Source organism: Actinokineospora auranticolor, assembly GCF_002934265.1.
Taxonomy (GTDB): domain Bacteria; phylum Actinomycetota; class Actinomycetes; order Mycobacteriales; family Pseudonocardiaceae; genus Actinokineospora; species Actinokineospora auranticolor.
In genome coordinates, this window is sequence record NZ_PTIX01000002.1 from 243,612 (window position 1) to 268,764 (window position 25,153).

Annotated in this window: 23 protein-coding genes and 1 riboswitch; of the genes, 9 read left to right on the forward strand and 14 right to left on the reverse strand. The window is 70.7% G+C overall.

Features of this window, described 5'->3' with window-relative positions:
• Nucleotides 1-10: 10 nt before the first annotated feature.
• On the forward strand, nucleotides 11-544 hold the full coding sequence (locus tag CLV40_RS04525) for a DivIVA domain-containing protein (RefSeq protein ID WP_104477227.1): 534 nt from the start codon (nucleotides 11-13) through the stop codon (nucleotides 542-544).
• A 914-nt stretch (nucleotides 545-1,458) separates the two neighbouring features.
• On the opposite strand, the gene CLV40_RS04530 is transcribed toward CLV40_RS04525, so the two are convergent.
• Nucleotides 1,459-3,111 (reverse strand): fatty acyl-AMP ligase, encoded by a 1,653-nt coding sequence (locus tag CLV40_RS04530; protein ID WP_104477229.1) that lies wholly within the window; start codon nucleotides 3,109-3,111, stop codon nucleotides 1,459-1,461.
• Between the two features lie 23 nt (nucleotides 3,112-3,134).
• Nucleotides 3,135-4,907 carry an ABC-F family ATP-binding cassette domain-containing protein gene (locus CLV40_RS04535; protein ID WP_104477231.1) on the reverse strand — a complete coding sequence of 591 codons (1,773 nt, stop codon included), beginning with the start codon at nucleotides 4,905-4,907 and terminating at the stop codon, nucleotides 3,135-3,137.
• Nucleotides 4,908-5,175: 268 nt separating this feature from the next.
• On the opposite strand from CLV40_RS04535, the gene CLV40_RS04540 reads away from it, so the two are divergent.
• A complete protein-coding gene (locus CLV40_RS04540) occupies nucleotides 5,176-5,706 on the forward strand; it encodes a hypothetical protein (RefSeq protein ID WP_146107928.1) in 531 nt (176 codons plus the stop codon).
• A gap of 129 nt (nucleotides 5,707-5,835) precedes the next feature.
• On the opposite strand, the gene CLV40_RS04545 is transcribed toward CLV40_RS04540, so the two are convergent.
• From CLV40_RS04545 to metG, 6 genes are all read right to left on the reverse strand, one after another.
• Nucleotides 5,836-6,801 carry a 4-(cytidine 5'-diphospho)-2-C-methyl-D-erythritol kinase gene (locus CLV40_RS04545; RefSeq protein WP_104477235.1) on the reverse strand — a complete coding sequence of 322 codons (966 nt, stop codon included), beginning with the start codon at nucleotides 6,799-6,801 and terminating at the stop codon, nucleotides 5,836-5,838.
• Nucleotides 6,802-7,018: 217 nt separating this feature from the next.
• The gene (locus CLV40_RS04550) at nucleotides 7,019-8,032 is read right to left on the reverse strand and encodes a methionine ABC transporter ATP-binding protein (protein ID WP_104477237.1); all 1,014 of its coding nucleotides are present in this window, start codon (nucleotides 8,030-8,032) and stop codon (nucleotides 7,019-7,021) included.
• A 207-nt stretch (nucleotides 8,033-8,239) separates the two neighbouring features.
• A riboswitch (SAM riboswitch) is annotated at nucleotides 8,240-8,329 on the reverse strand.
• 108 nt (nucleotides 8,330-8,437) lie between these two features.
• Entirely contained in the window at nucleotides 8,438-9,295 is an 858-nt protein-coding gene (gene rsmA, locus CLV40_RS04555) for a 16S rRNA (adenine(1518)-N(6)/adenine(1519)-N(6))-dimethyltransferase RsmA (RefSeq protein ID WP_104477239.1), read from the reverse strand.
• 184 nt (nucleotides 9,296-9,479) lie between these two features.
• Entirely contained in the window at nucleotides 9,480-11,027 is a 1,548-nt protein-coding gene (locus CLV40_RS40205; RefSeq protein ID WP_104477241.1) for a resuscitation-promoting factor, read from the reverse strand.
• Between the two features lie 310 nt (nucleotides 11,028-11,337).
• A complete protein-coding gene (locus CLV40_RS04565; protein ID WP_104477243.1) occupies nucleotides 11,338-12,189 on the reverse strand; it encodes a TatD family hydrolase in 852 nt (283 codons plus the stop codon).
• Nucleotides 12,186-13,976, reverse strand: coding sequence for a methionine--tRNA ligase (metG, locus tag CLV40_RS04570; RefSeq protein WP_104477245.1), 1,791 nt, complete (start codon nucleotides 13,974-13,976; stop codon nucleotides 12,186-12,188). The genes CLV40_RS04565 and metG overlap by 4 nt, the downstream gene beginning before the upstream one ends.
• Before the next feature lie 187 nt (nucleotides 13,977-14,163).
• Between metG and CLV40_RS04575 the strand changes: the two genes are divergently transcribed.
• From CLV40_RS04575 to CLV40_RS04585, 3 genes are all read left to right on the forward strand, one after another.
• Nucleotides 14,164-14,736 (forward strand): PadR family transcriptional regulator, encoded by a 573-nt coding sequence (locus tag CLV40_RS04575; protein WP_104477247.1) that lies wholly within the window; start codon nucleotides 14,164-14,166, stop codon nucleotides 14,734-14,736.
• A 63-nt stretch (nucleotides 14,737-14,799) separates the two neighbouring features.
• Nucleotides 14,800-15,783, forward strand: coding sequence for an ATP-binding cassette domain-containing protein (locus CLV40_RS04580; protein WP_104477249.1), 984 nt, complete (start codon nucleotides 14,800-14,802; stop codon nucleotides 15,781-15,783).
• Entirely contained in the window at nucleotides 15,773-16,540 is a 768-nt protein-coding gene (locus tag CLV40_RS04585) for an ABC transporter permease (RefSeq protein WP_104477251.1), read from the forward strand. The genes CLV40_RS04580 and CLV40_RS04585 overlap by 11 nt, the downstream gene beginning before the upstream one ends.
• Here the strand turns inward: CLV40_RS04585 and CLV40_RS04590 are convergent.
• From CLV40_RS04590 to CLV40_RS04605, 4 genes are read right to left on the reverse strand one after another with little or no spacing between them, the layout of a single operon-like run.
• The gene (locus tag CLV40_RS04590) at nucleotides 16,512-17,522 is read right to left on the reverse strand and encodes a glycoside hydrolase family 183 protein (RefSeq protein ID WP_104477253.1); all 1,011 of its coding nucleotides are present in this window, start codon (nucleotides 17,520-17,522) and stop codon (nucleotides 16,512-16,514) included. The two genes, CLV40_RS04585 and CLV40_RS04590, sit on opposite strands and share 29 nt — an antisense overlap.
• A gap of 12 nt (nucleotides 17,523-17,534) precedes the next feature.
• The gene (gene rsmI, locus CLV40_RS04595) at nucleotides 17,535-18,362 is read right to left on the reverse strand and encodes a 16S rRNA (cytidine(1402)-2'-O)-methyltransferase (protein ID WP_104477255.1); all 828 of its coding nucleotides are present in this window, start codon (nucleotides 18,360-18,362) and stop codon (nucleotides 17,535-17,537) included.
• Nucleotides 18,359-18,844 carry a hypothetical protein gene (locus tag CLV40_RS04600; RefSeq protein WP_146107929.1) on the reverse strand — a complete coding sequence of 162 codons (486 nt, stop codon included), beginning with the start codon at nucleotides 18,842-18,844 and terminating at the stop codon, nucleotides 18,359-18,361. Before CLV40_RS04600 ends, rsmI begins: the two co-directional genes overlap by 4 nt.
• Before the next feature lie 52 nt (nucleotides 18,845-18,896).
• The gene (locus tag CLV40_RS04605; RefSeq protein ID WP_146107930.1) at nucleotides 18,897-19,736 is read right to left on the reverse strand and encodes a helix-turn-helix domain-containing protein; all 840 of its coding nucleotides are present in this window, start codon (nucleotides 19,734-19,736) and stop codon (nucleotides 18,897-18,899) included.
• A gap of 189 nt (nucleotides 19,737-19,925) precedes the next feature.
• On the opposite strand from CLV40_RS04605, the gene CLV40_RS04610 reads away from it, so the two are divergent.
• Nucleotides 19,926-21,494 carry a dolichyl-phosphate-mannose--protein mannosyltransferase gene (locus CLV40_RS04610; RefSeq protein ID WP_104477261.1) on the forward strand — a complete coding sequence of 523 codons (1,569 nt, stop codon included), beginning with the start codon at nucleotides 19,926-19,928 and terminating at the stop codon, nucleotides 21,492-21,494.
• On the opposite strand, the gene CLV40_RS37065 is transcribed toward CLV40_RS04610, so the two are convergent.
• Nucleotides 21,445-21,702 carry a hypothetical protein gene (locus CLV40_RS37065; protein WP_146107931.1) on the reverse strand — a complete coding sequence of 86 codons (258 nt, stop codon included), beginning with the start codon at nucleotides 21,700-21,702 and terminating at the stop codon, nucleotides 21,445-21,447. The genes CLV40_RS04610 and CLV40_RS37065 overlap by 50 nt on opposite strands.
• A gap of 86 nt (nucleotides 21,703-21,788) precedes the next feature.
• Between CLV40_RS37065 and CLV40_RS04620 the strand changes: the two genes are divergently transcribed.
• The 3 genes from CLV40_RS04620 to CLV40_RS04630 are packed head-to-tail and all read left to right on the forward strand — an operon-like array spanning nucleotide 21,789 to nucleotide 24,481.
• The gene (locus CLV40_RS04620; protein WP_104477265.1) at nucleotides 21,789-22,745 is read left to right on the forward strand and encodes a GlxA family transcriptional regulator; all 957 of its coding nucleotides are present in this window, start codon (nucleotides 21,789-21,791) and stop codon (nucleotides 22,743-22,745) included.
• 31 nt (nucleotides 22,746-22,776) lie between these two features.
• Nucleotides 22,777-23,169 carry an effector-associated constant component EACC1 gene (locus CLV40_RS04625; protein ID WP_104477267.1) on the forward strand — a complete coding sequence of 131 codons (393 nt, stop codon included), beginning with the start codon at nucleotides 22,777-22,779 and terminating at the stop codon, nucleotides 23,167-23,169.
• Nucleotides 23,156-24,481: a caspase family protein gene (locus tag CLV40_RS04630; protein ID WP_104477268.1), complete on the forward strand. Its 1,326-nt coding sequence runs from the start codon at nucleotides 23,156-23,158 to the stop codon at nucleotides 24,479-24,481. Before CLV40_RS04625 ends, CLV40_RS04630 begins: the two co-directional genes overlap by 14 nt.
• On the opposite strand, the gene CLV40_RS04635 is transcribed toward CLV40_RS04630, so the two are convergent.
• A complete protein-coding gene (locus CLV40_RS04635) occupies nucleotides 24,461-25,144 on the reverse strand; it encodes a hypothetical protein (protein WP_181043326.1) in 684 nt (227 codons plus the stop codon). The two genes, CLV40_RS04630 and CLV40_RS04635, sit on opposite strands and share 21 nt — an antisense overlap.
• Nucleotides 25,145-25,153: the final 9 nt, after the last annotated feature.

A 25,153-nucleotide genomic window follows, 5' to 3' on the forward strand; every position in this document is an offset into this window, starting at 1 on the left:
GGGAGCCACCATGACCCTCACCCCGGAGTCAGTGCGCGCGGTGACCTTCGACAAAGCCCCCTTCGGCAGGCGCGGGTACCACGAGGACCAGGTGGACGAGTTCCTGGACAAGGTGGAGGCCGCCCTGTCCGGCAAGGCGCGGCTGACGGTGAAGGACGTCCGCCAGGTCGAGTTCGACGCGGCCCCCCTGGTCAAGCGCGGCTACAACGAGGACCAGGTGGACCACTTCCTGGACACGGTCGTGGCGGAGCTGGAGACCCGGTCGAAGGAGATGGACCCCCGAGAACCCACGAACTCGGAGATCCCCTACCTCCCCCTCCCGCCAGCGCCCCCCACCACCAGGGGCTACCACCCCAACGACGTTGAGCGCCTCGCGCACCTGCTAGACCGAGCCGCCTTCGAACACGGCGCCGGCCCCACCGCCGCCCAGATCAAGGGCATACGACTCGGTCTGGCGGCCTACCCTGGCCAGGGCTACCACCCGGACGCGGTGGACGCCGTCCAAGCCGCCTGGATCGAAGAACTGGAACGCCGCGAACGCTGATCTCCCGGCTCAAGAACCGCACTCGGCAGGCTGAACCAACCAGGACAAACCCGCCACCACCCCTTGGCCATCGACTCCGCAGCAAGCAGACCGATCCACAGCGGGAACGCGGAATCCGGCAGATCAGGTCAGGTCGAACACCCTCGCCGCGATGATCAAGTTCACGCCTCCGGCCCCCAATATCCATTCTACCGAGCGGGACCGACGATTTCCGGCGGTGATGATCAAGCCTGTGGACAACCCTCCGCAGGTTGGGGACGGCCCGCCGAGAGTCGGCAACAGCCGCCGCTGATCCACGAGCTTGGCTGGGTCACCGGCAGCGGGGTGGCAGCGCCGACCGGGAGTGATTCGCCTGCAAGGCGCTAGTGGCTCGCTGAGGAGGGCTGAACTCCGAACAGGCCCGACCACTTTCACCGCACCACCATCGCGCCGATCCCACGGCTCAAACCGCCGCTCGTTCCGGCCCACCGGCCCACCGGCCCACCGGCCCACCGGCCCACCGGCCCACCGGCCCACCGGCCCACCGGCCCACCGGCCCACGAATTTCACTCCGGCGTTCCTTTACTCCAGCCCACCCCTCAACCGCCGCAGAAGCCCAGCCCCCACCAGAACGCAACGCGCCCCTGCCATACGCCTTGATTGGGTGGACTTGCTTTGCGTGGGGGGACGGACCTGCCAAGCTTCCCGGCGGGTGGGGTGGGCTTGCCCATCCCCACCGCTCTTCCCCACCGCAGGTCCGTAGGGGCCCCGCGCAAAGCAAGTTCGCCCAATCGAGGCCGCCCATCTTTTCCGCGAACAGCCGGACAAACCCAACGCGCCCAGCCCACAGATCAGCAACGCCACCCAACCCGCTCACCCGCAGGCCAGCAACGCCACCCAACCCGCCAACCCCACAGGCCAGCAACGCTCCCGAATCACTCAGCCGAGCTGACCAGCGAAGCCACCTGTTCCCCCGCCGCAGCCCGCCGCAACTTCCCCGAAGGCGTCTTCGGCAACGACCCGGGCGCCAACACCACCACCGCCGACGGCCGCGCGTTCACCGACTCGAACACCCGCGCCCCCACTTCCTTTCGCAGCGCCTTCTCCGCGGCCTCATCCCCCGCCAACCGCGACTCCACCACCACCGCGAACCGCTCCCGCCGCGACCCCGCGTCGATCCGCACCGCCACGGCGTTCCCCGCCCGAACACCCTCCACCGCATTCGCGGCCCGCTCGATATCCGTCGGATAGATGTTCCGCCCACCAAGAATGATCACGTCCTTGCGCCGCCCGCAGATCACGATCTCACCCCCGACCAGGTACCCGATGTCCCCCGTGGCCAGCCACCCCTCCGCGTCCTGCGTGTCCACCGGCCCATCCACGGTCAGGTACCCCGGCGTCACCGCCTCGCCGCGCAGTTGGATCTCCCCGACTTCCCGCTCCCCCAACACATCCCCCGAATCCCCCACGATCCGAGCCTCGATCCCCCGCAACGGCTTCCCCAGCACCGCGAAAGCCCGCCCCTCCCCCGGCACCGCCCGGTTCTCCGCCTCCAGCTTCGAAGCGTCGATCCGGTCCAACCGAAGCCCCGTCATCAGCGGCACGAACGACACCGCCAACGTCACCTCGGCCATCCCGTAAGCCGGGAACACGCACTCCGGCCGCAGCCCGAACCGCACCCCTTGCTCCACAAAGGACCCAACCGCCTTCTCGTCGATCGGCTCCGCGCCGTTCAGCGCGAGCCGCAGCGAAGACAGGTCGTACGCATCCGAAGAGTCCACACCGGACAGACGCCGCCCCAGCAGCGCGTACGCGAAGTTCGGCGCCGCCGTGATCGTCCCCCGGTGCCGCGAGATCAGATCAGCCCACACCAACGGCCCGCCGAGGAACTCCACCGGCGTGACCTTCACCAGTTCCAACCCGACGGTCATCGGCACCGTCAGGAACCCGACCATCCCCATGTCGTGGAACAGCGGCAACCACGACACCATGATGTCCCGCTCGACGTCCAGCCCCGCCGACTCCACCATCGCCGTCAGGTTCGAGTACAGGTTCCCGTGCGTGATCCGGACCGCCTTCGGGTCCGCGGTGGACCCACTGGTCAGCTGCAGCAGCGCGGGCGCGTCCTCCGGAACCGATACCACCGACGCCAGCGGCTCACCCGCCCCCAGCTCCGCCAGCTTCAGGTACCCGATCCCGTGCTCGTCGAGCAGCGGCGCCAACTGGTCGAACGGCTCACCGAGCAGCACCAGCTCCGAGCCGATCATGTTCAGCACCCGCACCGTGTCGTGCGCCCACTCCGCGAGGTCGGTCCGCGCCGTCGGCTGGTGCAGCATCGTCACGCTGCCACCCGCCAACCACACCGCCTGGACCGCGGGGGCGATCGTCACGGGCTCCGCGGCCAGCACGGCCACCGCGCCCCGGGGCCGCAGCCCGCCCGCCACCAGCCCACCGGCCATGCGCAGCGCGCGCTCGTGCACCTGCCCCCAGGTGTGGCGGACCGGGGCCTTCGGTTCGCCGGTCGTGATCCCCTTGGCGTCGCCCAGCGAGCGGACGGTTTCCAGCAGCGTGTCGACGAACCTGCTCATGGCAGCAGATCCTAGATCAGGGGTTACTCCGCGGTATCGGCGATCTCGAGCCAGCGCAGCTCCAGCTCACCCTTCTCGGCGACGACCGCGCGCAGCTCGGCGTCGAGTTCGAGCAGCCGGGCCGCGTCGGTCGCGGCGGCGGCGAGGTCGTCGTGCAGCTGGGCTTCCTTCTTGTCCAGGGTGCCCATCCGGCGCTCGACGCGGGCCAGCTCCTTCTGCGCCGCGCGCCGGTCGGCCGCGCTCACCTTGGCCTCGGTCACCACCGGGGCCTTCACCGGCTTGGCGGGCGCCTCCGCGACCACGGCCGCGCGCCGCGTGAGGTACTCCTCGATGCCGCCCACCAGCTGGGTGACCTTGCCGTCGCCGAACAGCGCGACGACCCGGTCGCAGACCCGTTCCACCAGGTACCGGTCGTGGGAGACGACCACGATCGTGCCGGGCCAGGAGTCGAGCAGGTCCTCCAGCTGCTGGAGGGTATCGATGTCCAGGTCGTTGGTCGGCTCGTCGAGCAGCAGCACGTTCGGCTCGGCCATCAGCAACCGGGCCAGCTGGAGCCTGCGCCGCTCGCCGCCGGACAGGTCGCCGATCGGGGTCCACTGCCGGTTCGCCGGGAACCCGAAGCGCTCGGCCAGCTGCGAGGCCGACAGGTCCTGCTTGCCCAGGGTGACCCGCCGGGCGACTTCCTCGACGGCCTCCAGCACCCGCTGCTGGGCGGGCAGCTCGTGCAGCTCCTGGGTCAGGTGCGCCAGCCGGACCGTCTGGCCCTGCACGCGCTTGCCGGTCGCGGGCTGCGTGTCGCCCGCAAGCAGCTTGAGCACGGTCGTCTTGCCCGAGCCGTTCACCCCGACCAGGCCGACGCGGTCGCCCGGGCCGACCCGCCAGGTCTCGTGGTCGAGGATCGGCTTGTCGCCCGCGCTGATCGAGGTGTCCTCCAGCTCGATCACCGTGCGGCCCAGCCTGCGCTTGGCGAAGGCCAGCAGCTCGACGGTGTCGCGCGGGTCGGGCACGTCGGAGATCAGCGCCTCGGCGGCCTCGATCCGGTAGCGCGGCTTGGACGTGCGGGCGGGCGCGCCGCGGCGCAGCCAGGCCAGCTCCTTGCGGGCCAGGTTGCGGCGCTTCTCCTCCAGCGTGTCGGCCAGCCGGGAGCGCTCGGCGCGGGCGTAGATCCAGTCCGCGTAGCCGCCCTCGTACTGCTCGACCTGGCCGTTGACGACCTCCCACGTGCGGGTGCACACGGTGTCGAGGAACCAGCGGTCGTGCGTGACGACGACGAGCGCGGTGCCCCGGGTCAGCAGGTGGTCGGCCAGCCACTGCACGCCCTCGATGTCGAGGTGGTTGGTCGGCTCGTCGAGCACCACCAGGTCCAGCTCGCGCACCAGCGCGGCGGCCAGCGACACCCGGCGCCGCTCGCCGCCGGACATGGTGGCGACCGGGCTGTCCAGGCCGAGGTCGGTTATTCCCAAACCGATCAGCACGGCGCGGGCGCGCGGGTCGGCGGCCCACTGGTGCTCCTCGGTGATGCCCAGCGGGTCGAGGATGGCGGCCCTCGGGGTGTCGCCCGCCAGCTCGGTGCGCTGTGTGACAACCGCCATGCGCAGGTCACGATTGCGACTCACGCGGCCGTCGTCGGCCGGTTCGAGGCCCGCCAGGACCTCCAGCAGCGTGGTCTTGCCGCCGCCGTTGAGCCCGACCACGCCGATGCGGTCGCCCTGCCCGACACCGAGGGAGACCCCGTCGAGCAGCGGCCGCACGCCGAAGCTCTTGCTGACGCTCTCCAGGTTGACCAGATTGGCCATCTACCTGCACTTTCCCTCATGACGCGCGGCCGGATACCCGACAGCGTACCGAGCACGGCGACGGGCCCCGGTCACCGCGGTCGACGAAACTCAAGTGGACGGTCGCAAGATCACATTCCCAGTTTTACCGAATATCCACCGCGCTTGTCCGGCAACGCAAGGTGATCGTTTTCCGGCTGCGCGACGAGTTGGCCACAGAGCGTGTGATTCTTTTGACGTGGTAACAAAAATCGACTAATTACGACGTACAAGTTCGTCTGGAGGTCCAATGTCTTATGTGCGCCGGTCGGCGCGGTTCGCGGCTGCCATCGTGGCGGCGACCGTGTCGCTCACGGCTTGTTCGAGCGAGTCCGATGACACCGCTGCCGACGGAACCCGCGGGGTGGGGCTCGGGCGGCACATCGAGATCCGCGCGGGGGGCAGCCCCGTGCTGGCGACCCTGTGGCTCGACAGCGTGCAGGCGGTGAACTGCACCGAACCGGGCAGTCTGCCGCCCAACAACGGCCACTACCTGGCCGCGACGATCGTGCTGCAGACCAGCGAGGCGTACCAACCGGACTCCGGCTGGTGGATGAGCGCCGAGGACTTCACCACGGAGAACGGCGAGGGCAAGCAGACCGGCAAGGGGATCATCACCTCGTGCCTGCCCAAGCACCGCTACCTGCCGGACGACTTCTACCTCAACGACTCCGGCTACTACGGCATCGTCCTGATCGACTCGGCCAGTGAGCACGGCACCCTGACCTACAAGCCGCGCAACCTGCCGACAGACGTACCCGGCTGGCACTGGAAGTACTGAGGCACTTCCGCCCGCCACCCACCCCCACCCGGCACCGTTCCCGACCTGGCGAGCCCGGGTGGCGTGAGCCGCAGGCACGGACGTCTGAACCGCGACCGGCCTGCCCCCAGTCGTCCGGTCCAGCCCCGCTCAGGCGTGTGCCTCGGGCGGGGCCGGGCGGGGCGCCTCCTCGGTGCTGACCACCTTGGCGCCGGGCACCGGCCCGTGTGCCACCCGGACGGTCCGGCAGACACCGGCGCCGGAGAGTTCAGCCGCCACGCGCAGCGCGGATTCGGCGTCCTCGCACAGGAACGCGCAAGTGGGGCCGGAACCCGAAACGGTGCCCGCGAGGGCACCCGCGGTCACCCCGGCGCGCAACGTGCGGCGCAGGCCCGGTCGCAGCGACACCGCGGCGGCCTGCAAGTCATTGCCCAACAACAAAGCCAATTGGCGTGGGTCCCCCGTGGCCAGTGCCTCTAGTACGGGCTCCACCTCACCGATGCGCGGCGGGTCGCCGTCCTCGCGCAACCGGTCGAGTTCGCCGAACACCTTCGGGGTGGACAGTCCACGCCGGTCGAACGCGAGCACCCAGTGGAACGTGTGCCTGGCCAGCACCGGCACCAGCCGCTCACCCCGCCCGGTACCCAGCGCCGTGCCACCGTGCAGGGTGAAGGGGACGTCGCTGCCGATCCGCGCGGCGATCTTGGCCAGCTCGTCGCGGCCGATCTCCAGCTTCCACAGCGCGGCCAGCCCGACCAGGGTCGCCGCCGCGTCGGCGCTGCCGCCCGCCATGCCGCCCGCGACCGGGATGCCCTTGCGGATGACGATGCGCACCTTAGGCTCGTCGACGTCGCGGCCGACGTGCGCGGCCAACTCCTGCACGGCCCGCCAGGCGAGGTTGCTCGGCCCGGTCGGCACCGAATCGGCGCCTTCGCCGTGCACCTCGACCCCGGGCTCGTCGGTCACCGCGACGGTGACCTCGTCGGTGAGCGAGAGCGCCTGGAAGATGGTGGCCAGGTCGTGGTAGCCGTCCGGGCGCAGGTCACCGACCGCGAGGTGCAGGTTGACCTTGGACGGCACGCGGACGGTCACCGGGGGAGGCACGACAGCGAGCACCAACCCACCTTACTGTGACACGGCCTTGGGTCCGCCAAGGCGGCGAGAGCTGTGACACGGCCCCGGCTCCGCCGAGGCGGCGAGATCGCGCAGGTTGCTCAGGGTCGATCAAGCAGCCGCCGCGATGCCCTGGGAGCACGAACACGCGCGAGGGGCGCCCCCGGTGGGAGCGCCCCTCGTCGTTTTCGCCTGTTCGCGTTCCGGCGGACCGGCCTGGTCAGGCGGCGGCTGCGATGCCGTGGAGGCCGGAAACGCGCTGGCGGACCAGGCCGCCGCGCTCGGCGATCCAGCCCAGGGCGGCGTCGGCGTGGCCACCGGAGACGCCCAGCAGGAAGCGGGCCACCGGGGTCTCGCCGATGCGGGTCAGGCCGCCGCCGATCACCGAGATCGCCGCGCCGTAGCGGGCGGTGGCCTCGGGCAGCAGCGCGCCGACGGCGGCGAAGCCGACCAGCACCACCTCGGCGACGCGGTCGTGCCCGGCCGCGGCCTCCTCCGGCGCGTCGATGGCGGGCAGCAGCTCGCGGGCGACGCGGCTGGTCGGGTCCTGGACCAGGGCGAGCAGGTTGCCGCGCTCGGTGACCTTGCCGGACTCCAGCAGCGCGACGTCGTCGGCGATGCGGCGCACCACGCCCGCGTCGCTGGTGACCACCAGCACGGTCGCGCCCAGCTCGGCGCGGGCCCGGTCGAGCACGGTCAGCACGCCCGCGGCGGCGTCGGTGCCCAGCTCGTGGGTGGGGTCGTCGGCCAGCAGCAGGCCGGGGTCGCCGACCAGGGCGCGGGCGACCTCGACCCGGGCGCGCTGGCCGGGGGTCAGGGTGTCGGGGTAGCGGGCGGCCTTGTCGGTGAGGCCGATCAGGTCGAGCAGCTTGCCGACCTTCTCCCGCCGCTGCGGGCCGTCGACACCGGCCTGCTCCAGCGGGAGCGCGATGTTGCCCGCGGCGGTGCGCTGCGGGAGGAGTTCGCCCTTGGCAACCACGCCGATGCGGCGGCGCGCGGCGCGCAGCCTGCGCGGGTCGAGGGCGGCGGTGTTGAACCCGTCGACGCGGATGACACCGCTGTCGGGGCGCTCCTGGAGCGCGACGAGTCTGGCCAGTGTGGACTTCCCGGAACCGGAGGGGCCGACGACACCGGTGATCGTGCCGGTGGGCACTTCGAGGGTGACGTCGTCAAGCGCGACGACGGGGCCGGTGTTGCCCCAGAAGGACTTGCTCAGGTTCTCGACGGTGATCACGGTTCTGCTCCAAGCTGGCGCGGCGGCATGCCGAAGGATCGGCTCAAGTCCGGTCAGGACTGTCCGATGTGGTGGTGAAAGGGGTGTCGAAGACGTGGTGCTGCGCGAAAATCAGCTAGCTACGCCATGCGACGACATGCCGTCACGGTCCGCCTGCACTGGTCGATGACCCGCCGTGAGGTGAGGATCCGCATCACTTTCTCAACTCCTCCATCGCTCCTGGCGGTAGCACCTGCCCGCGATGGGTGGTTGCTGCGGCGTCAACGAGCCAGGTCTCTCAGCCGCTCAGGATGGATCGCTCACAGAGTAGACCCGACCGGGACCACCAAAAGCAAGTACGAGCGGTCAAGATGGGGTTTGACGTTCCGCACGTCACACGGAGGGAGTAGTGCTCGTGTGACGGGACTACGACAAGCGTGTGAACGCCTGGGCTATCCGGACGTAGTCCCGTACCGACAATTGCTCGCCCCTCAGACCGGGGTCCACCCCAGCCTCGACCAGTGCGCGCTCGGCTACCGCCGGTGACCCGGCCAGGCCAGCGAGCGCCGCGCGCAGGGTCTTGCGCCGCTGTGCGAAGGCGGAGTCCACGACCTTGAAGACCTCGGCCCGCGCCACCCCGGTGGGGACTTCGCGGCGCTTGAGGAGGACGAGCGCGGAGTCGACGTTGGGCACCGGCCAGAAAACCGAACGCGACACGGTGGCGACCCGGCGCGCCTCGGCGTACCAGGCGACCTTGACGCTGGGCACGCCGTAGACGCGGCTGCCGGGGCCCGCGGCCATCCGGTCGGCGACCTCGGCCTGGACCATGACCAGGACCGTGCGCAGGCTGGGCACCTCGGCCAGCAGGTGCAGCACGACGGGGACGGCGACGTTGTAGGGCAGGTTCGCCACCAGCGCGGTGGGCTCGCCGAGCTGCTCGCGGGCCACGCGCATGGCGTCGGCGTGGATGACGGTCAGGTTGCCCGCCAGCTCGGGCGCCCGATCCGCGGCGGTCTGCGGGAGGCGCTCGGCGAGGACCGGGTCGAGTTCGACGGCGACGACGCGCTCGCAGGCCGGGAGCAGGGCCAGGGTCAGGGAGCCGAGTCCGGGGCCGACCTCGAGGACGACGTCGTCCGGCGTGAGGTCCGCGGTGGCGACGATGCGGCGGACGGTGTTGGGATCGTGCACGAAGTTCTGGCCCAGTTTCTTCGTGGGGCGCACGTCGAGTTCGTCGGCGAGCCTGCGGATGTCCGCGGGGCCGAGGAGTGCTGCCGATCCGGTCACCTCCGAAAGGTTACGGGACCGGGGCGCCCGGCTAATCCGCGGCTCCTGGCGAAGCGAACCGAGAGCGCCCGCGATAAACCCTTCACGTTCACCGCGAATATCGTTTCCGCCTGAACGAAAAGACCGCCGGTGCCCGAGGTGGGCGACCGGCGGTCTTTTCGAACTCCTGGCGGGGTTTTCCCGATCAGGTGGGCAGGCCCAGCTTCCGCGCGCAGGCGGGCCAAGCGCTGTAGCCGCCCCGGTCGTCGCGGACCTTGGTGGCGATGGCGATCTGCTGCTCGCGGCTGGCCTGGTGCGGGAGCGCCGCGTACGCGGTGCCGCCGTAGGCGCGCCAGGTGCCCGCGTCGAACTGGAGGCCGCCGTAGTAGCCGTTGCCCGTGTTGATGGCCCAGTTGCCGGTGGCCTCGCACTGCGCGAGGCGGTCCCACGCCGAGCCGTCGGTGACCGGCGGGGTCTCGGGCTGCGGGGGCTTCTTGGTACCGACCTTGACGATCTTCGGCTTGGCCTCGGTCAGCGTCTTGGAGCCGATCTCCTCGCGCTTGGTGACCTTGCCGTTCTTCTCGGTGATCCGGTAGGTCACCATGCGCTCGCCCGCCGCGCCGGGCTCGACGACGGTCTCCTTGCCCTTGTCCGCCTCCGGGTCGTCCACCTTCTGGACCGGGATGGCGATGGGCTCGGACTGGTTGATCACGGTGACGCCGGTCCGGCTGATCTTGACCTCGGCACCCGAGGTGATCTTCAGGTCGGTCGCGGTGTTGAGCGCGTCCTGCGGGCCGAGGCTTAAGTTCTGCTCGCGCAGCAACTCGTCGACGGTCAGCGCGGTGGTGGTGATCTGGCGGGGCTCGTTGCCGCCGTCGTAGACCGTGACGGTCTTGGCGGTCTTGATCTCCACCGAGGTGCCGTTGAGCGGCATGGCGGAGTCGCCCGCCGCGGAGACCCAGGACCCGTTGGTGGGGGCGCCGACCTGGCGCAGCGCGTCGCCGACGGTGCCCGCGCGGACCCAGTGCTCCTGCTGCACGCCGTCCACGGTCAGCATGAGCTGCCTGCCGCGCTGGAGCACGATCCGGCCGTCGTCGCCGATCTCGGCGGCGGGCGACGGGCTCAACGAGTCGTGCTGGCCGACGGAGATGCCCTCTTCGGCGAGCACCTCGCCCACGGTGTCGGCGTAGGTGTTGACCTGGTGGGTCTGGCCGTCGACGTCGACGGTGACCGTGTTGTTCATCGCGATCGCGGCGCCACCGCCGCCGATCAGGGTCACCAGGACCGCGGCGATGGTGGCCTTGAGGAACGTCGCCTTCCACCGCTTGACGGCGGCGACGAGGCCCGGCGCGGGGGCGTCCGGCTCGGCCGTGCCGACCTTCAGCGGCTGCGGCTCGGCGGACAGCTCGTCCGGGATGACGGGCAGGACGGTGGTCTCGGCGTTGATGAGCCGGATCAGCTCGTCGACGTCCACACCCGCGGTCGCCATGATCTCGTCGGCCTGCGGGCCGAGGGCGAACCGGACGTCGTGGTCGGTGATGTTGAGCGACGAGGAGTAGCCGGTGTCGGCGTCGACGTCGGGGAAGCTCGGGTTGCTCGGGAAACTGCCGAAGGCCGGGAGTTCCGCCTGCCACGCCTTGAAGTCGTCGTCCAGCGTGGTGGTGGCGACGTTGCGGACCGGGGTGAACCAGTCGGTATCCGCGAAGCCGTCGTGCCCGGGGCGGTCGAAACCGCCGGTCTGTTTACCGCTCACAGGGTCGATTCCTCCATGAAGGCGCAGAGACCCACCGGTCGCGTCGCAGCGGGCATCGGCTCGGCCTCAGCCGCCAGTGCCCACTCCCTCGCGCGCGCCCGGTCGTCCAGCGCTTTCGTGTGTGTCCGACGACCCGTAGCCAGCCACCCCGACGTGTACCGACTTGCTCCGGGCCGACTCGGGGCTGGTGCCCCTAGTCGTACGGTCACGGGACAGTAACGAGCCCGAGGGGGTTGCGCAAACACATCCTGCGATCTCGTGAGTCCTGTCACACCGCTGGCGGTGTCGACCCATCCCCCGATCATCGCAATCACTCACCGCTCGCAAGGTCAGATGTCACGGAGCGCAGTCGGAACACGCGGTCCGCGGTGGCGGACACCGCACCCGCCAGCTCCGCGACGTCGTCACCGCGCAGCGCCGCGAGGTCGCGCAGCGTGTACGCGGCGCAGTACGGCTCGTTGGGCCGACCGCGGAACGGGTGCGGGGTGAGGAACGGCGCGTCGGTCTCCACCAGCAGCTGCTCGACGGGCGTGTACGCCGCCGCCTCGCGCAGCGCGGCCGCGTTCCGGAAAGTCACCGGGCCGGCGAAGGACAGCACGAATCCGCGTTCCACGCACGCTTTCGCGAACTCGAGATCGCCGGAGAAGCAGTGGAAGACGACCTGTTCCGGCGCGCCTTCCTCGGTGAGGATGCGCAGCACGTCCGCGTGCGCGTCCCGGTCGTGGATCATCAGCGGCTTGCCGACCCGCTTGGCGAGGTCGATGTGCCAGCGGAACGCCGCGTGCTGCGCCTCGGGCGGCGAGTAGTCCCAGTAGTAGTCGAGCCCGGTCTCGCCGACCGCGACGACCCGGGGCGCCCGCGCCAGCTCCTCCAGCGCGGACTTCTCAGCCTCGCCGAAGGTCGAGGTGCGGGTCGGGTGGACCGCGACGGCGGCGAACACCCGGTCGTCCCAAGTGGACGCTTCGGCCGCCCACCGAGCGGAGGCGAGGTCGTCGGCGACCGTGATCACCCGGTCCACACCGGCCGCCGCCGCGCGATCGAGCATTGTGGACACCTCGGCGGAATCCTTGGCACCGCAGGCGTCCAGGTGCGTGTGCGCGTCGACCACCGGCGCCGGGAGTGGCTCCGGCACCGGCGGTCGCTCGCCTCTGCGGGGTGTCACTTGGTGATCGGCGCCCACTCCGGACCGGTCTCGCCGAGCTCCGGGTCGAGCTTGGCGAACAGCGGCTCCGGCTTGTCCAGCGGCCTGCCGACCTCGATCTCGGTCGACTCCCAGCGCGCGGCCTCACCCGCGTAGTCACCGGTCAGGATCGGGTAGCTGATCTCCGGGTGGTCGAGGTCGTCGACCTCCTTGAGCTCCGGCTGCGCCGCCCACACGCCCTTGCCGCCGAGCAGCTCGTGCACCTTCTGCGCCGAGTGCGGCAGGAACGGGGTGAGCAGGGTGTTCGCGTCCGAGACCACCTGCAGCGCGGTGTGCAGGATGGTGTCGCGGCGCTCCGGGTCGTCCTTGCGCTTCCAGGGCTCCTCGTCGGAGAGGTACTTGTTCGCCGCGCCGACCAGCCGCATCGCCTCGGACGCGGCTGCCTTGAAGCGGGACCGGCGCAGGTTGGCGCCGATGGTGTCGAACGCGGCCCTGGACTGGGCCTTGAGCTGCTCGTCGGCGGCGGTCGGCGCGGTCGGCCGGGGCACGGCGCCGACGTTCTTGTGCGCCATCGAGATGGACCGGTTGACCAGGTTGCCCCACTCGTTGGCCAGCTCGAAGTTGGTGCGGCGGACGAACTCGTCCCAGGTGAAGTCGGTGTCCTGGTTCTCCGGGCCCGCGATGGAGATGAAGTACCGCAGCGGGTCCGGCCCGAACTGCTTGAGGAAGTCCCGGACGTAGATGACCGTGCCGCGCGAGGTGGAGAACTTCGACCCGCTCATGGTCAGGAACTCGCTGGAGACGATCTCCGTGGGCAGCGCCAGGTCGCCGAGCGAGCCGGTGGTGCCGCCCTTGTCGCCGCGGCCGTTCTGGCCGAGCAGCATGGCGGGCCAGATCAGCGAGTGGAAGACGATGTTGTCCTTGCCCATGAAGTAGTAGCCCTGGGCCGGGTCGGTCCAGAACTCCTTCCAGGCGTCCTTGTCACCGGTCCGGCGGGCCCACTCGACGCTGGCGGACAGGTAGCCGACGACCGCGTCGAACCACACGTAGAACCGCTTCATCGGCAGGTCGCGCCAGCCGTCGAGGGGGACGGGCACGCCCCACTCGAGGTCGCGGGTGATGGCCCGGGGGCGCAGGTCGGAGACCAGGTTCGTGGCGAACTTGAGCACGTTCGGCCGCCACTCGGTGCGCGTGGACAGCCAGCTGCCCAGGCTCTCGGAGACCGCGGGCAGGTCGAGGAACAGGTGCTCGGTCTCGACGAACTTCGGCGTCTCGCCGTTGATCCGCGAGCGCGGGTTCTTCAGGTCGATCGGGTCGAGCTGGTTGCCGCAGTTGTCGCACTGGTCGCCGCGCGCGCCGTCGTAACCGCAGATGGGGCAGGTGCCCTCGATGTAGCGGTCGGGCAGCGTGCGGCCGGTGGAGGGGCTGATGGCGCCCATCTGCGTCTTGGACTGCACGTAGCCGTTGCGGTGCAGGGCGAGGAACAGCTCCTGCACCACCTGGTAGTGGTTGCCGGTGGTGGTGCGGGTGAACAGGTCGTAGGACAGCCCGAGCCCGTGCAGGTCCTCGACGATGACCCGGTTGTACTTGTCGACGAGCTGGCGGGCGGTCAGGCCCTCCTGGTCGGCCTGCACCTGGATGGGCGTGCCGTGCTCGTCGGTGCCGCTGACCATGAGCACCTTGTGCCCGGACATGCGCATGTAGCGGGAGAAGACGTCCGAGGGGACACCGAATCCGGAGACGTGACCGATATGGCGGGGGCCGTTGGCGTAGGGCCAGGCCACCGAGGTCAGCACGGGGGCGCTCATAGCGGCCAAGCGTACGGAGGCCCGTGGACCGGGAACCACCGGGTTGCGCCCGACCCGCCCGCGGTCCGGGCGCGCTCGCTCGATCAGGTGAGGCCCCGCGGTCGGCGGGGCCGGTCCGGCGCGGCTCCGGCGGCGGAGCGCCACCTAATCTAAAACCGTCCAGGCGGTGCTGCGGTGTGGAGGTCCGATGTCGGCCACGCGGATGTTGGTGCTCGGCGTGGTCTTCTGGGCCGGGAAGGCGCACGGGTACCAGCTGCGGGCGGAGCTGCTGAGCTGGCGGGCGGACAGCTGGGCGCGGGTCAAGCCCGGTTCGCTCTACCACGCCCTGCGCAAGGCCGTGGACGACGGGATGATGGTCGACTCCGTCGAGCCGGGGGACGGCGGGCCGGAGCGGACCGTCTACGCGGTGACCCCCGCGGGCCGGGTCGAGCTGGAGCGGCTGGTCCGCGCCGGGCTGAGCGTGCCCGGGGACCCGACGATGCTCAACGCGGCGGTGGCGATGTTGCCGGTGCTGCGGCGCGAGGTCGCGGTGGAGATGCTGCGGCAGCGGGTGGCGCGGTTGCGGATCCAGCTCGCCGAGTTGGAGTCGTGGCGGTCGGGCGGCGCGGGGGTCAAGCCGGAGCACGTCAACGAGCAGGCCGGGCTGTGGATCGGGCAGACGGTGGCCGACCTGGAGTGGGCCGAGGGGCTGATCGAGCGCATCGACGGGGGCGCCTACACGTTCGCCGTCGGCGACGAGCCGCCAGCTATTCAAATTTGACTAGTAAACGCCGGGCGGGCCATCCTGCGTACGGCACTAGTCAAGTTTGAATAGAGGTGACCCATGATCGAGGCACGCGGTCTCGCCCGGACGTTCCGGACGCGGGGCCGGACCACCGACGCCGTCCGGGGGGTGGACCTGGACGTCGCGGCCGGGGAGCTGGTCGGCTTCCTCGGCCCCAACGGCGCGGGCAAGACCACCACCCTGCGGATGCTCACGACCCTGCTCCGCCCCACCGCGGGCACCGCCACGGTGGCGGGGCGCGACCTGGCGGGCGACCCGCTCGGCGTCCGCCGCCGCATCGGGTACGTCGGGCAGACCGGCGGCACGCGGCCCGAGGCCCGGGTGCACGAGGAACTGGAGGCCATCGGCAGGCTCTACGGCCGCACCAAGTCCGACGCCCGAGCCCGCACCGTCGCCCTGGCCGACCGGCTCGACCTGACCGACCTGCTGCGCCGCCCGGTCAAGGCGCTCTCCGGCGGACAGCGGCGCAGGCTCGACATCGCCATGGGCCTGGTCCACGACCCGCGCCTGGTGTTCCTCGACGAGCCCACCGCCGCGCTCGACCCGCGCAGTCGCGCCAACGTGTGGCAGCACATCCGCGCGCTGCGCGAGCAGCACGGCACCACCGTCTTCCTCACAACCCACTACCTCGACGAGGCGGACGCCCTGTGCGACCGGGTGCTGGTGATCGACAACGGCACCATCGTGGCCACCGGCGCCCCCGCCGAGTTGAAGGCGCGCGTCGCCGGTGACCTGGTCGCCGTCGGGGTCGAGCACCGCGACCTGCCCAGGGTCGCGGAGATCGCGGCGCGCATCCCCCGGTCCAGCGAGGTGGCCACGGTCGAGCGGGGCGTGCAGTTCCGCGTGCCGCGCGGCGATCTGGCGATGCCCGAGCTGTTGCGCGCGCTCGATGTCGCCGACATCGCCACGACCTCGCTGCGGGTGCACCAGCCGACCCTCGACGACGTCTTCCTCACCCTGACCGGCCGCACGATCCGCGACGCCGAGCTGAGCACCGAGCAGGAGGCCCCCGTTGGCGCGTGAGACGTGGCTCGTGTTCTCCCGAGCCCTGATGCTGTCGCTGCGCAATCCCGCGTGGATGATCATCGGCCTGATGCAGCCGGTGCTGTACCTCTTCTTCTTCGGCCCGCTGCTGGAGCAGATGACCGAACACACACCCGGCTTCCCACCGGGCACGTCGTGGCAGATCCTCACTCCGGCGTTGATCGCGCAGTTGGCGCTCTTCGGCGCGGCCTTCGTCGGTTTCGGTCTCTTGGCCGAATTGCGGCTGGGTGTGATCGAGCGCCTTCAGGTCACACCGGTGAGCCGTACGGCTTTGCTGTTGGGACGCGTGCTGCGGGACGCGGTGCACCTGTTGACGCAGTCGGTGCTGATCCTCATCCTCGCGTTCACGGTGTTCGACCTAAGAGCGTCATTCGGCGCGGTAGTGCTGACCCTGACCATGGTGTTCCTCTTGGGAATCGCGCTCGCGTCCTGCTCTTACGCGCTCGCGCTGACCTTGCGCAGCGAGGAGGCGTTCCCCGCGGTGCTCAACACCGTGCTGCTGCCGATCATGCTGCTGTCCGGGATCATGATCCCGATCACCCGGGGCCTGGCCCCGGACTGGCTGTACGCGATCTCGCGCTGGAACCCGTTCACGCACGTCATCGACGCCGAGCGGGCGTCCTTCCGGAGCGAGTTCACCACCGACGCGCTGCTGACCGGCTGGCTCGTGCTGCTCGTGCTGGCCGGGCTCGGGGTGCTGTGGGGCGTCAGGACGTTCCGCCGGGAGAGCGCGTGAGGCGCGAGTGCATGAGGAAGACGTTGTAGGGACCCCACTGCGACATCGTGTAGTGGATGTCCGGGCCGTCGGCGGACGCGGGGTGCAGGAATCCGCCGTAGAGCGCCGGGTAGTCCTTACCGCTCACGAGTACCACTGGCTCCGACCACGGGCCGGTGAGGTGTTCGGCGGTGCGTAGGACAAGAGCGGCCAGGGTTTCGTTGAGGTGCACGGCAAGCCACCGTCCGAAATAGACGGAATAGAGCACCGACAGCTCACCGATCGGACCGCGCATGACCGGTACGGCACGGAACTCGTCACGGGGGTACCAGGTGGCGCCGGTCCAGTACTCGTAGGCGCGGCGGTTGAGCACGTCGGTCGGGGCGACGCGGGCAAGGCACGCGTCGCCCCATCGGCCGTTGGGAACGCCCAAGAGGTACAGGTAGTCACCTTCACGCGCGAAAGCGCCCAACTGGAACGGGTTGTCGTGCCTGCGTCGGTTGACCCACCGCGCGTCGGCGGGTTTGTCCCAGGTATAGCCGCCGTCATGGGACACCGCGATGCCGCCGTAGTTGGTCCACCAGCCGACGGGCCCCTCCCAGCCCCGCACGGACATGTACTGGAGGTAGTGCTTACCGTCGATTGATACGCCGGAACACGGAATGACGGTCTCTTCGCGACGGCTGGACCCTCGGTCGAGGATCTGGCGGGCGTGCCCGTCCGGACGGGTCACCACCGAGGACAACCGCAGGCCGGTGGCGAGATCGCGGTCGTCGGCGAAGGCGAGGAAGTTGTACCGCCAGTCGGCCTCGCGCGGCCCGGCGCCGTTGCCGCACCAGCCCTCGCCGTAGGTGTCGCCGAAGGCGACGAGCGTCCGGCCCCGGTCGTCGTCCCACATGATCCCGAGGTCGGTGCCGTGCACGCCGTAGCGGCGGTCGGTCTCGTTGATCGACTCGCGGCCGGTGACCTTGGCGACCAGCCGGGTGTCCACGACCTCGATCACGACCGGTCCCTCCTAGGCGCGGCTCACCGCGGCGTCGTAGAGGGTCTTCTTGCTGACCCCGGCCGCCGCCGCGACCTCGGCGGCGGCCTCCTTGAGCCGGGTGCCCTCGGCGGTCAGCGCCCGCACGCGCTCGACGAGGGTGTCGAGGTCCGCCGTGCGCGGCTCCGCCCCCGCCAGCACGACCGTGATCTCCCCGCGCACGCCGTCCTTCGCCCACTCGGCCAGTTCGGCGAGGGTCCCCCGCTTGACCTCCTCGTGGGTCTTGGTCAGCTCCCGGCACACGGCGGCCCGGCGCTCGCCGCCCAGGACCTCGACCGCGTCGGCCAGGCAGTCCTCGATCCGGTGGGGCGCCTCGAAGAGGACGGCGGTGCGCGGTTCGTCGGCCAGCTGCGCCAGCCACTTCCGCCGCTCCCCCTGCTTGCGCGGCGCGAAGCCCTCGAAGCAGAACCGGTCGCACGGCAGCCCGGACAGCGCGAGGGCCGTCGTGACCGCGGACGGGCCGGGCAGGCAGGTGACCGCCAGGTCCTCGGCGACGCAGGCCGCGACCAGCCGGTAGCCGGGGTCGGACACGCTCGGCATGCCCGCGTCGGTGATCAGCAGGACCGTCTGCCCGCTCCTGACCGCCTCGACCAGCGACGGCGCCCGGGTGTTCTCGACGGCGTCGTAGAAGCTGACGACCCGACCGCTCGGCGCGACCCCCAGCGCGGACGCGAGGTTGCGCGCCCGCCGGGTGTCCTCGGCCGCGATGACGTCCGCGCTCCCGAGCGCCTCGACCAGTCGTGCCGAGGCGTCACCGATCTCCCCCAGCGGCGTGGCCGCGAGGATCAGCAGACCGCTCACCGGGTCACCGCCGCGGCAATCGGGGAAGTGCGCCAGTCTTCGAAGAAGTAGGACACCGGGAGCCTGCGGTCGCGGAGGCGCCGCACAACCTTGCCGGACGCCCGCCCCCGAACGCGGTCGGCGTTCGCCGAGACGATCTCGCCCTTGCTGAAGCGCAGGGTCTCGGCCGCGAACCACCTGCGCTCGGCGGTCTCGAAGTCCGCCCAGGTCAAGATGACCAAGCTCCCGGGGCGGTACCACCGCACCCCGTCCTCCCCGAGCACCAACCGGTACTCCCGCATGGTGCCGAACCCGACGTAGCCCCACACCACCACGGGCACGAGCACGGCGGGCACGGTGATCGACGCGTCCACGGTCTTCGCCCAACCGCTGATCAACAGCCGGGTGATCAGGAACAAGGCGCCGGTGCCCAGCGCGCCGACGAGGGTGTACGCCACCACAACGGATCGCCGCACCCGGTACTCCCCAGCCATCTCCACCACCCCGCAAGCGTACCCAGCACGGCCCGGCCGGAACGCGGCAACAAGTCCGTGATCAGCAGAGCGCGGCGATCAGGTCCGCCGAGTCGCGCGGGGACAGGGCCAGGTCCTCGATCCGCCGCCAGGCCCGCCGGTGTTCGGCCACCTCGGACTCGTCGTCGAGGAACAGGCTGCGCGAGCGGTGTTCGGTGTGCACGACCCGCCGCCCCTGCGGCAGGTCCATCACCAGGAACGGCCCCTCCAGCCCCGGGTGCGCGCCCCGGGTCTCCGGCACGACCTGGAGCACCACGTGCGGCCTGCGCACCACCTCCAGCAGGTGCCGCAGCTGCGCGGACAGCACCGCGTGGCCGCCCACCGGCAGCCGCAGGGCGGGCTCACCGATGATCGCGTGCAGCGACGGCGGGCTCTCCCGGCTCAGGATCCCCTGGCGGGCGAGCCGGGCCGCGACCTTGACGTCCAGCTCCGGTTCGCCGGGCGTGATCGACGAGGTGTCCCGGATGGCCGCGCGGGCGTAGTCGGCGGTCTGGAGCAGCCCGGGAACCAACGCTCCATGGTGGACACGCAGGGCCACCGCGCGTGACTCCCAGTCGATCAGGGTCTGCCACTGCTCGGGGAGCCCGCGTCCGTGGACCTGGACCCACCCGGGCTCGGCCGCCTGGCGCACCAGGTCGAGGATCTCCGCGGCTCGCGGCTCGGGGACCCGGTACAGGCCGAGCATCGCCTGGACGTCGCGCATCCGCAGGCCGCTGGAGCCCGTCTCCACCCGGCTGACCTTCGCCTGCGACAGGCCGAGCCGGGCGCCGACCTCGCCGGTGGTCATGCCCGCCTGCTTGCGGAGTCTGCGCAGTTCGCCCGCTACCTGCCGTGACCTGATGGTGGGTCGTCCAGGAGGCACCGCGAACCCCGTCCGTGCGCGCGCCGGCGTCCCCGTAACGACAGCGACTCAACACCTCTTCTACCCGCCCTGAACTGGGCAAACAATTACACGATCAGTTGACTTCTAGATCACCCGGCGCACAGCGCGCCACCCGAACGAGGAAGTTCCGACGCGGATCGCACACCGGGCACCCTACGATCTCCCCCCGTGAGCGCCCTCGTAGCCGACGACGAGGCCAGCCGGACCCCGTCACCCGAACCGGTGACACCGGTGGCCGACCCTGCCGACGTCGCGCGCGCGCGACTGCTGGGCAGGCCGATGCCCACCGACCGGCTGCGCGGGTGGCTGGTCACGCTCTTCGTCGGGATGCTCGCGGGCATCGTCCGGTTCCAGAACCTGGGCTGGCCGACGGACAAGGGCACCCCGGTCTTCGACGAGAAGCACTACGTGCCGCAGGCGTGGCAGATGCTGCGCAACAGCGGCGTCGAGGACAACCCCGCCTACGAGCTGACCGTGCACCCGCCGCTGGGCAAGACGCTCATCGCGGCCGGGGAGTGGCTCTTCGGCTACAACGGGTGGGGCTGGCGGTTCACCGGCGCGCTGTTCGGCGTGGTCATGGTGGTGCTGGTCGTCCGGATCGCCCGGCGGCTGACCCGGTCCACGCTGCTCGGCGGGATCGCGGGCGTGCTGCTGATCGCCGACGGCGTGTCCCACCTGGGCTCCCGGATGGGCATGCTCGACATCTTCCTGGCCGGGTTCGTGCTGGCCGCCTTCGGCTGCCTGCTGCTCGACCGCGACCAGGTGCGCGACCGGCTGTGGACCGCGTCCATGGAGGGCTGGGCCACCGAGTCGGCGTTCGGACCACGGCTCGGGGTGCGCTGGTGGCGGATCGCCGGTGGCGTGCTGCTCGGCCTGTCGTGCGGCGTCAAGTGGTCCGGCATGTACTTCATCGCCGCGTTCGGGCTGCTGACGATCCTGTTCGACTACACGGCCCGGCGCACGGTCGGCGTGCGCAAGCCGCTGCTCGGCGCGCTGCTGCGCGACCTGATCCCGGGGCTGTGGGCGTTCCTCGGCATCGCGACGCTCGCGTACCTGTCCACCTGGCTCGGCTGGTTCGGCAGCGAGGTGGCGATCGACCGGCACCTGGTCGAGACGACCGGCGGCAGCCCGTGGGCGATCGCCAAGGGCGCGATCGGGTCGCTGTTCCAGTACCACGACCACGTGCTGAAGTTCCACGAGAGCCTGGTGACCAAGTCCGAGTCGCAGCACCCGTGGGAGTCCAAGCCGTGGGTGTGGCCGATGGGCCTGCGGCCGATGCTCTACTACTACGAGGGTTCGACGACCGGGTGTGGCGAGACCCGGTGCGTCTCGGCGACGATGCTGATCGGCACGCCCGCCATGTGGTGGCTGTCGCTGCCGATGCTGGCCTGGGGCATCTGGCGGATGTTCTCCCGCCTGGACTGGCGCTACGCGGCGGTGGTGACCGCCTACCTCGCCGGGTACCTGCCGTGGTTCCTCAACCTCGACCGGCAGATGTACTTCTTCTACGCCACCCCGATGGCGGCGTTCCTGGTGCTCGGTCTGACGTTGTGCCTGGGGCACCTACTGGGCAAGGACGGGGACGGACCGGAACGCCGTCGTACCGGTCTGCTCGCCCTCGCGCTCTACGTGGGGTTGGTGGTGGCCAACTTCGTCTGGCTGTGGCCGATCCTCAACGGCGACTCGATCACCGAGTGGCGCTGGCAGGCCGAACTGTGGCTGCCGTCCTGGCGCTGACCGCCCGGCGCTCGACCCCCGCGGCCGCCACCCGGTCCACATCGGACCAGGTGGCGGCCGCGGCCAGTTCCGCGGTCGTGCGGGCGAGATCACGGTCCTCGACGTCGGTGGAGCCGGCCAGTCTGGTGTGGAGGGACCTGGAGTGGTTGCGGTCGAGGCCGTAGACCAGGAGTCCGGCCAGGGCGACCAGCAGGAGTGCGGTTGTCATGGCACTAAGTTTGCGGTGGCCACAATCCTGCCAACAGTGGCAGATACGACCTTGTGCGCAAAAATCCTGCCAGCTACCCTACCGACATGCTCCAGACCGTGACCGCGGTGCTCGTCGAGGGCTTCGCGCCGTTCGAGTTCGGCATCCTGTGCGAGGTGTTCGGCACCGACCGCACCGACGACGGCGTGCCACCCATCGAGTTCCGGGTGTGCGGCGAGGTCCCGGGTGCGCCCGTGCGGTCCAACATCGGGGTACCGCTCACCCCGGAGTTCGGGCTCGACGCGCTCGACGGCGCCGACCTGGTCGCGGTCCCCGCGATGACCATCCGCGCCGAGTACCCGCCCGCCGTGCTGGCGGCGCTGCGGGCGGCGAGCGCGCGCGGCGCGACCCTGCTCTCGGAGTGCAGCGGCGCGTTCATCCTCGGCGCCGCGGGCCTGCTCGACGACCGCGCGTGCACCACGCACTGGCGGCACGCGGACGAGTTCGCCCGCCGGTTCCCGCGCGCCCGGCTCAACCCGGACGTGCTGTTCGTCGACGACGGCAACATCGTGACCAGCGCGGGCACCGCCTCCGGCATCGACGCGTGCCTGCACGTGGTGCGCCGCGAACTGGGGGCCGCCGCGGCGACCGCCGTCGCCCGGCGGATGGTGGTGCCGCCGCAGCGCGACGGCGGGCAGCGGCAGTACGTCGACCTGCCGATCCCGCAGTGCACCAGCGACAGCCTGCAGCCGGTGCTGGCCTGGATGCTGGAGAACCTGGCCGAGGAGCACACCGTGGCCGCGCTGGCGCACCGGGCCAGGATGTCCGAGCGCAGCTTCGCCAGGCACTTCGTCGCCGAGACCGGCACCACCCCGCACAAGTGGCTCTCCGCGCAGCGCGTGCTGCACGCCAGGGAACTGCTGGAGCGCACCCCGATGTCGGTCGACGAGGTGGCCAGGCGGTGCGGGTTCGGCAGCGCGGCCCTGCTGCGCCACCACTTCCAACGGGTGGTCGGCGTGTCACCGACGGATTACCGCCGGACGTTCGCCAGCCAAACCGCGTAACCACGGGTGACCGCACCGGTACCGTGCACGCATGGAGATCCTGGTCACCGCCCCCGACACCGACGAGTCCGGCGACACCCTGCGGTCCGCGTTCTCGTGGCTGCGCGAGGAGGACGACCTGCGCGGCCGGGTCCACCTGCGCCAGGCGCCGCCGCAGGCCGGGCAGATGGGGTCGCCGTGGGAGGCCATCGTGGTCGCGGCGCTGAGCGCGGGCGGCGCGGTACCGGTGCTGATCAACACGCTCGGCACCTGGATCCGCAACCAGCGCACCACCCTGAAGCTGGAGGTCAAGATCGGCGAGACCTCGATCGTCATCGACGCCGACCGCGTCAAGGCCAACCCGGACGAGATCGGCCTGCTCCTGGACAAGGCCACCCGAGCCGCCACCCACCTGGAGATCACCAACGGCGATGCGACTGGCTGACCCCACCAGGTCCTGCGCGGTCCTGGTCGGCAGCGCGCACTACACGGACCCCGCACTGCACGACCTACCGGCGGTCCGCAACAACGTAGAAGACCTATCCCGCGTCCTAACCGACCCAACCCTGGGCGGCCTGTCCCGGGAGTCCTGCCACGTCTTCCACGACCTGACCTCCAACCAGACCGCGCGCATCGAACGCCTGGCCCGCACGGCGGAAGACCTGCTGCTGGTCTACTTCGCGGGCCACAGCGTGCTCAACACCGGTGGCCAACTCGCACTGGCCATGCAGGACACCGAACTCGACTACCCCGACTACAACGTCTGGCACCTGCACCAACTCCGATCGGCACTGATCAACAGCCGCGCCACCGTCCGCGTCCTGGTACTCGACACCTGCTACTCCGAGCGCGTCATGGCCCAGTTAGGCGTCATGGGCATGGCGGACGCGCAGTTGTCGGTCAACGGCACCTACACCCTGGTATCCGCACCGGCACACCTGCCTTCCCTCGCCCCACCAGGCGAAAAACACACCGCCTTCACCGGCGAACTCCTCACCCTCTTACGCGAAGGCATCCCGGATAGCGACGACCTGCTCTCCATGCAGACGGTCTACCGAGAACTGAGCCGCCGCCTCATCAGCCGAGGGCTGCCGTCCCCGAAACAACTCAACCGCGACACCGCCGACGAGTTCGCACTGGTGCGCAACCGCGCCCCCAAGCCGAAGCCACCGGAGCCGAAAGACTGGCTCGCCCTGCGCAATCGAGTCCTCGACCGCGCGCTGGACTTCGACGCCCGCATGCACGCCATCACCGACCTGGTGGCCCTCGCCGAGGTCCCCGGCATGGCGTCGGAACTGAAGTGGCTGGCGGCCAACGGCACCTTGCCGATCCTGCTGCGCATCCACCTGGTCCACCAGATCAGCGGCGTCCTGGGCGACGCGGACGCCGAAGACACCCTGGAGACGATCGTCGGCTACGGCCGGGGCAGGGCCGCGTGGCGGCGGCTGCGCGAGTTCATCGACCGGCTGGACGCCTTCGAGAGCGACGACCAGGCCTGGGTCTCGGCGAGCGAGCACTGGGACGTGTCCGATGTGGTCGCCTCCGGCGACCCGGACCGCCTGTGGGGCCTGCTGATGGCGATGATGCTCTTCGCCTGCGGGCTCACGGTCCGGGAGTGCTCCCGCGCCGCGGCGGAGTTGCACGACCTCGGGTACCCCGCGCACGCCCGGCACCTGTTCGAAGGGCTGAAGCTGGACAGGAGCATCGACCCCTACCAGCGCCTGGGACTCCGGTACTCACCGGTTGCGCGGGAGTAGCCGGTAGACCGGGTCCGCGTTCCGGCCCATTTCCACGAGCAACGGACCGATCCCCAGCACGGGCGGCGGCCCGGGATCGACCACTGCGGGGACCTGCACCTCCTCGGTGGCCTCCGCCTCCGTGGTACTCGGGTGCGCCACTTCCGGCCGCCGATTCGCCAGGTGGGTGGCCGACGCGGAGAGGATGGCGCAAGCGCAAACAGCCACCAAGGCGAGCAGGACGAACGCGAGCCAGGGCGGCAGGTCGAACTTGAGGAGCACTACCACGATCGCCAGGGCGAACCCCGCTCCGGTGACGGCGACGAGCGCCGACTCACCCCGGCGTGGGTGTTTGGTCGAACCGGCGAACGCGATCGACGCGCCCAGGGGCAGGAGCGCCAGAGCCAGCGCCGCCCTGTCGAATGCCAGGCTCCGCTCCTTGGTCGGATCCGCCAACAACACCGTCGCCGCGGCGCCCAACCCCAGACCGAGGATCGGCAGACCGAGGACCAGTGTCGGCTTCGCCCCCGAGTCGATGGCGATCAGGCCCGCGCCGAGCGTCATCGCACCCAGGGCGATGGCGAACCACAGTGTGGCCGTGGGCGGCACGGTCGGTAGCCACTGCCAGAACAGGTTGCTCGTGGTGAGCCCGAGGAGCAGGGCGAGCGCACCGAAGAACTTCACCACCGGCCG